Origin of the sequence: Butyrivibrio sp., from assembly GCF_015056685.1 — a bacterium.
Taxonomy (GTDB): domain Bacteria; phylum Bacillota; class Clostridia; order Lachnospirales; family Lachnospiraceae; genus Butyrivibrio.
Map to the genome: position 1 here is coordinate 21,859 of NZ_SVFW01000035.1, position 6,318 is coordinate 28,176.

Annotated in this window: 6 protein-coding genes; 4 read left to right on the forward strand and 2 right to left on the reverse strand. The window is 41.4% G+C overall.

All coding sequences use genetic code 11. The features are described 5' to 3' along the window. Positions 1-34: 34 nt before the first annotated feature. A complete protein-coding gene (locus E7303_RS12520; RefSeq protein ID WP_292145665.1) occupies positions 35-736 on the reverse strand; it encodes an ABC transporter ATP-binding protein in 702 nt (233 codons plus the stop codon). A gap of 216 nt (positions 737-952) precedes the next feature. Next, a complete protein-coding gene (locus E7303_RS12525) occupies positions 953-2,077 on the reverse strand; it encodes a helix-turn-helix domain-containing protein (protein ID WP_292145667.1) in 1,125 nt (374 codons plus the stop codon). A gap of 310 nt (positions 2,078-2,387) precedes the next feature. Here E7303_RS12525 and E7303_RS12530 point away from each other — a divergent pair, with 310 nt between their 5' ends. The 4 genes from E7303_RS12530 to E7303_RS12545 are packed head-to-tail and all read left to right on the forward strand — an operon-like array spanning position 2,388 to position 6,316. Continuing rightward, the gene (locus tag E7303_RS12530) at positions 2,388-3,491 is read left to right on the forward strand and encodes an ABC transporter substrate-binding protein (RefSeq protein WP_292145669.1); all 1,104 of its coding nucleotides are present in this window, start codon (positions 2,388-2,390) and stop codon (positions 3,489-3,491) included. Further along, positions 3,466-4,482: a FecCD family ABC transporter permease gene (locus tag E7303_RS12535; protein ID WP_292145670.1), complete on the forward strand. Its 1,017-nt coding sequence runs from the start codon at positions 3,466-3,468 to the stop codon at positions 4,480-4,482. Before E7303_RS12530 ends, E7303_RS12535 begins: the two co-directional genes overlap by 26 nt. Positions 4,483-4,538: 56 nt before the next feature. Further along, positions 4,539-5,513: a FecCD family ABC transporter permease gene (locus tag E7303_RS12540; RefSeq protein WP_292145671.1), complete on the forward strand. Its 975-nt coding sequence runs from the start codon at positions 4,539-4,541 to the stop codon at positions 5,511-5,513. Next, on the forward strand, positions 5,513-6,316 hold the full coding sequence (locus E7303_RS12545; protein ID WP_292145672.1) for an ABC transporter ATP-binding protein: 804 nt from the start codon (positions 5,513-5,515) through the stop codon (positions 6,314-6,316). The genes E7303_RS12540 and E7303_RS12545 overlap by 1 nt, the downstream gene beginning before the upstream one ends. Positions 6,317-6,318: the final 2 nt, after the last annotated feature.

Below are 6,318 nucleotides of genomic sequence, written 5' to 3' on the forward strand. Positions count from 1 at the left end.
CATACTTTTCAACACTGGGTTTTATTTAAACAGATCAATCATCCTTATAATTCTTATTGATCACATCACTCTTTATCTGACCATCTGAGATTGTGATGATTCTCTTTGCCTGCTCTGCTATTCCGGGGTCATGAGTGATTATTATAACGGTTCTTCCTTCTTTATAGAGTCTCTTGATAATAGTGATTATCTCTTTTGTTGAAGCTGTATCCAGGTTACCTGTGGGCTCATCTGCCAAAAGAATTGGCGGTGCCTGTGCAATAGCTCTGGCTATCGCAACTCTCTGTTGCTGACCACCTGACATTTCATTTGGCTTATGAGTCTTTCTTTTTTCAAGGCCGACGCTGTTTAAAGCAGCATTTGCAAGCCTGTCTCTTTCTCTTTTGCCAACTCCGCGATAGATAAGTGGAAGCTCCACATTTTCCAAAGCTGTAAGAGATGGTATCAGGTTAAATCCCTGAAATATGAAACCAATTTCCCTGTTACGCACGTCAGACTGCTCATCATCTGTCATATGAGAAACGTCCTGACCATGCAGAAAGTATTTTCCACTGGTTGGCGTATCCAAACACCCAAGCATATTCATAAGGGTAGATTTTCCGGAACCGGACTGACCTATTATGGCGACAAACTCGCCCTCTCCGATTGTAAGGCTCACGTGATTTAGAGCTCTTACCTCATTTTCTCCAGGATTATAAATCTTACTTACATCCTTGATCTCAACTAGTTTTTTCATAACATCCCTCAACGTAATAAGCTTTCTTACGCATTTTTTACACAATTTAATCCCACGTCACTCTTTATCATGCGCTAATTGCCAAGTAAAATCAAGCTTTAACAATTTAAATTATAAAAATTTAATAAACTGAGCACAATTTCGAAACACTTTTTGAAATATATCACACAACATAAAAACAAGCCTGATTGCACTTAATCGGGCTTGTTTTACACTTTATTTGTTGTTATTGTAAATCTTTTTCCAGTACTTTTCTGCTCTCTCCATCTTCCCTACTATCTTTTCCTGAATAAATGATGGTCCCTGTGTAAACAGAACATCAATTCCTTCAACTGCACCAATTCCGAGAGTATCATGCGCAAATGGTTTGTAATCATCACCTTCATGCCAGAACTTCATTTTTGAAGCCAGGTCATTACTTGGAGCCTCATCATACCTTTTTGCCAGCTCATAGGCCTTATCTATATACTCTTCCATCTGGTCATATTCTTTTACACATGATAAGAACATTGCTTTTAAGATTAAAAGAATTGACTTAAGCTTAGCAAAATACCCGGAACCGCTGTCACTTGTCATATCCATGATTCCAATGCACCAATCCATAAGGCTTATAGCTTCATGATAATTTTTCCTCTTATCTGTACACGCAAGCGCGATTGCCATACTTGTGGAAAGCTCATAACTTCTTAGAAAAATTGATAACAGTACTCGCGAGTACCTGCTAAGAGCCTCATCAAGCTTACCTGAATTCATAAGAGCTTTTGCTATATCAAAATCAGCTATTCCCATATAGTTGATCTTTTTAAAGTCTTCCAAAGCTCCCTCAGGGTCATCTACCCCTTTCAGCCTTGCAATAGTCATCCTTATAGAGAACTCACTGATGTCAGGATCATCATTTTGTGATATGAAATTCAGAGCCTTTTCATAATACTCAATGGCCTTCTGTCTGTACTCCTCATTTTTTTCATGACTGACAGTATATAATACAGAATACATTTCAGCGCACTGATGTATTATCTTAAAGCTTCTCGGATATCTGATAAGTGCCTTATCAGCTTCGAATCTCGCCTCATCAAACTCATGTCTGTTAGTGAGCTTTTTTATCTTCTCTGCTATATCAACAATGCTCTTAGATGACAGATCGTAACCAAGAAGAACATCCATGGAGATATTAAAAAAATCAGCAAGCTCCATCATAGTCATGATGTCAGGAACCGTACTCCCACTCTCCCACTTGGATACAGCTCCGACAGTAACATTAAATGCCTCTGCCAGCTCCTCCTGAGTAAGATTCATTTCTTTGCGATATTTTTTGATATTCTCATTTAAACTAAGACGCATCGTTGCTCCTCTGATTATGCTGATTAGTCGGCTACCTTCATTATCTAAGCCTCCTCTTGTCTGTTGGCTTTATTATATAGAGATTCTGATATCACTATAATACCGCAGTTGTATGTGTTAAGAAAGATAAACTTTCCTGACAGGAAAGTTTATCTTGGCGAGCCGTACTCCGCAAATATTTTTTATCCCGGTTAATCGATTTTGCTATATTTAATTGTTGACAACTCGTGATTTCTATGAGATTATTGTTAGCACTTGCTAACGCTGCGTTAGCAGCAGCTAATTATAATAACACTAGAGGAGTAAAATTATGAAGAACAAACTTATTTCAGCTTTATTCGCAGGCCTCCTTGGCCTTAGCGTTGTGGCTTGTGGAACAACATCCGAAACCGCCACAGTAGATACTGTAGCAACTGACAGTTCAGAAGCAGCAACTGTTTCCGGATCAGAATCAACAGAAGGATCTTCTTCAGTATCTGAAGACAGCGCTTCTAATAGCGATGCAACTTTCCCACTCACGATCACTCATGGACTTGGTGAGACCGTTATCGAGGAAAAGCCTGAAAACGTTGTAGCAATTGCATGGGGAAATCCTGATGTTCCTCTCGCCCTTGGAATTGTTCCTGTTGGAATTTCAGAAGCAAATTTCGGACCAAGGGATGAAAACGGCCTTCTTGCATGGACAGCAAAAGCATTTGAAGATCTCGGTGCTACTCCTAATGTATTTGATGATACAGACGGATGGGACTACGAAGCTATCTCAGACTGCCAGCCTGATGTAATCCTTGCAGCTTACTCAGGACTTAGTCAGGAAGAATATGACAGACTCAGCGAAATTGCTCCTGTTGTTGCATATCCTACAATCGCATGGACAACTACTTGGCAGGAAGAGACCATAAATAATGCTTCAGCCCTTGGCCTTGAAGCTGAAGGAAGAGCCCTTGTTGCTGATGTTGAACAGCTTATTTCCGACAAGCTTTCACAGTACCCTGACCTCAATGGAAAAAGAGTTGCATTTTTCTGGCTCTCAGAAGATGACCTCGGAACCTTCTATATTTATACAAACAACGATCCACGAGCAGCATTTCTTGGAGATCTTGGATTTGTAACTCCAGAGAGCGTAACTGGACTTATTGATGATCCAAATGCTTTTTCAATAACAGTAAGTGCTGAAAATGCTGATGTTCTTAGCGACGTTGATATCATCATCACATATGGAACAGAATCTTTAGTTACAGCTATGCAAAACGATGGAAGATTTTCAAATATTCCTGCTGTAAACAACGGCGCATTTGTTTTACTTGACTCAAATGACGCCCTTGCAGCAGCAAGCACACCAACAGTTCTTTCTATCCCTTATGCAATTGATGACTATCTGGAAGTGTTAAATGAAGCAGCAAAAAAGATACAGTAATACAAAACTAATCATAGGAACAATTATACTTATCGTTCTGGTTATTGCCGGTGCTATCCTTTCTATAGTGTACGGCAGTAAGTATGTACCCGTAGCTGATATCGTCAGCTTTTTTACCGGAAAAGACACGGATAAGTTCATTGCAGCTGTAATTGCTGCCAGAGTTCCAAGGACAGTCTTCGGCCTCATAGCCGGAGGCTGCCTTGGCGTTTCCGGCGCAATGATGCAGTCTATCACAAGAAACCCTATTGCAGATCCAAGCATTCTTGGTGTAAACACAGGTGCTTCTCTCATGGTAGTTATTGGCATTGCATACCTTAACATTTCATCCGGAATCGGACTTATAGGGCTCTCTTTCATCGGGGCTATGGCCACTGCATTTTTTGTCTACGGAATTGCAAGCGTAGGCTATGGCGGGGCAACTTCTTTAAAGCTGGCCCTTGCTGGAACAGCCGTGTCAACTGCCCTTGGGGCCATTGTTAATACCATCATGCTCCCTGACTCACAGGTCATGAAGGAATTTCGCTTTTGGCAGGTCGGAAGCATAAGCGGCGGGAGCTGGGAAGATGTAAAGCTGCTCCTTCCCTTCTTTTTGGCAGGGCTCATCCTCTCTCTTATTTGCTCCTCTCCCCTTAATGCACTGTCACTTGGCGATGAAATGGCTATCTCTTTAGGAGTAAAGGTCGGACAGATAAGGATAATATCCGCATTTGCAGGAGTACTTCTCTGTGCATCTGTAACTGCCCTGGCAGGTCCAATTGGATTTGTGGGTCTTATGCTCCCGCATGTTATAAGGCAGCTTTTTGACAATGACATGAGAATCATCGTTCCGCTATCTGCAATAGGCGGAGCAGCTCTTTTGACAATTTCAGATGTTTTAGGAAGGGTTCTTGGAAGCCCGGGAGAACTTGAGGTTGGAATCATCACAGCCATCCTTGGCGCCCCGGTATTTGTATCAATTGTATGGATGACAAAGGCCAAAAATATATGATGACCAAACTAGAAACAGATTTAAAAAAAATATATTCAAAGCAGCGAAAAAGAAATATGGCATGTGCTCTATTTTTCATTATTATCATTGCTATTCTCGCAGTCCTCATGATGACAATAGGAAATACAAATTATTCACTAAGCGAAGTTATCAAGGTACTTCTAAGCGATGAGACAAAAGGGGCTGCCTACACCATAAAAAGTCTAAGGCTTCCAAAGCTTATTGTTGGAGGGCTTGCCGGTTTTTCTTTTGGACTTGCAGGCTACACTTTTCAAAACCTTTTAAGGAATCCTCTAGCTTCTCCTGACATAATCGGAGTTACCGCAGGTTCCTCTGCCGCTGCAGTTTTCTGCATCCTGATACTTGGTATCAGCGGAGCTGTTGCTTCAATCTTCTCAGTAGTAGCAGGTCTTTTAGTTACAGGACTTATTCTTTTACTCTCTGGTAAAGGAAATGCCTTCAGCAGCAGAATGATCCTCATAGGAATCGGTTTTCAGGCAGTTTTGAATGCCCTTATTTCCTGGATGCTGCTTGTTGGTTCTGAATACGATGTAGGAACAGCGCTAAGATGGCTTCGTGGAAGCCTCAATCCCGTTCAGATGTCTGATGTTCCGGCTATAACCATAATGACTGTTCTTGCAGGTGGAGCTCTCCTATTCTGCAATAAAGAGCTCAGGATCATGCAACTTGGAGACGAATATGCTACTACTCTTGGTGCATCGATAAATATTATCAGGATATGCTGCCTTATCTGCGCTTTGCTCCTGTCCTCAGTAGCAACTGCCGCAACAGGTCCTATTGCTTCAGTAGCTTTTTTATCAGGCCCTATAGCAACAAAGCTAACAAGAAACGGATCCATTGCAATGCTTACTTCCGGACTTGTTGGAGTGATACTTGTTTACGCTTCTGAGCTCATAGGAAAAAATCTTTTTGAAACAAGCTACCCTGTTGGAGTCGTAACAGGACTTTTAGGAGCTCCATACCTGCTACTGCTTTTACTTAATATCAATAAAAAAGGAGAAAAGATCTGATGAGTAAGATCGCACAGAGTCACACTTTCACTGCAAATGGGATATATGCAGGCTATGACAATAAACTAATTATAGAAGATATGAATCTGAGCATTCCCGCAGGAAAGTTCAGCGTTTTGATCGGTCCAAACGGATGCGGCAAATCCACGCTGCTTAAGAGTTTTGCAAGGCTTCTGTCTCCTTCAAAGGGAAATATCCTTCTTGATGGAAACCCAATTTGCGAACTCCCCACAAAACAGCTTGCCAAAAAAGTTGGTCTTCTACCACAGTCACCTATCGTTCCTGCAGGAATAACTGTAGCTGACCTTGTTGCGAGAGGAAGATTTCCCTATCAGAATCTTTTTGGCCAGCTTACCAAGGCTGACTATGAAGCCATATCCTCAGCAATGTGTGCAATGGGAATAACAGAACTTGCAGATAAACAGGTAGATTCTCTTTCAGGTGGTCAAAGACAACGTGTATGGATCGCACTTACCCTTGCCCAGGACACAGATATATTGCTGCTTGACGAGCCTACCACATATCTTGACATTGCATATCAGGTAGAAATTCTTGACTGCCTTGCCAAACTCAATGAAATAAAGAAAGTAACAATTGTCGCTATCTTACATGATATAAATCTCTCAATCAGATATGCTGACCACATATTTGCCATGAAAAAAGGAAAACTTGTAGCAAGCGGTAACCCCAAAGATATCATAACCCCTGAACTCATGCAGGAAATATACGGAATGGACAGTTCCATTATCATTGATCCTGAGACCGGAGACCCTTACGTGATCCCAAGGAGTAAAGCAAGCTAAGG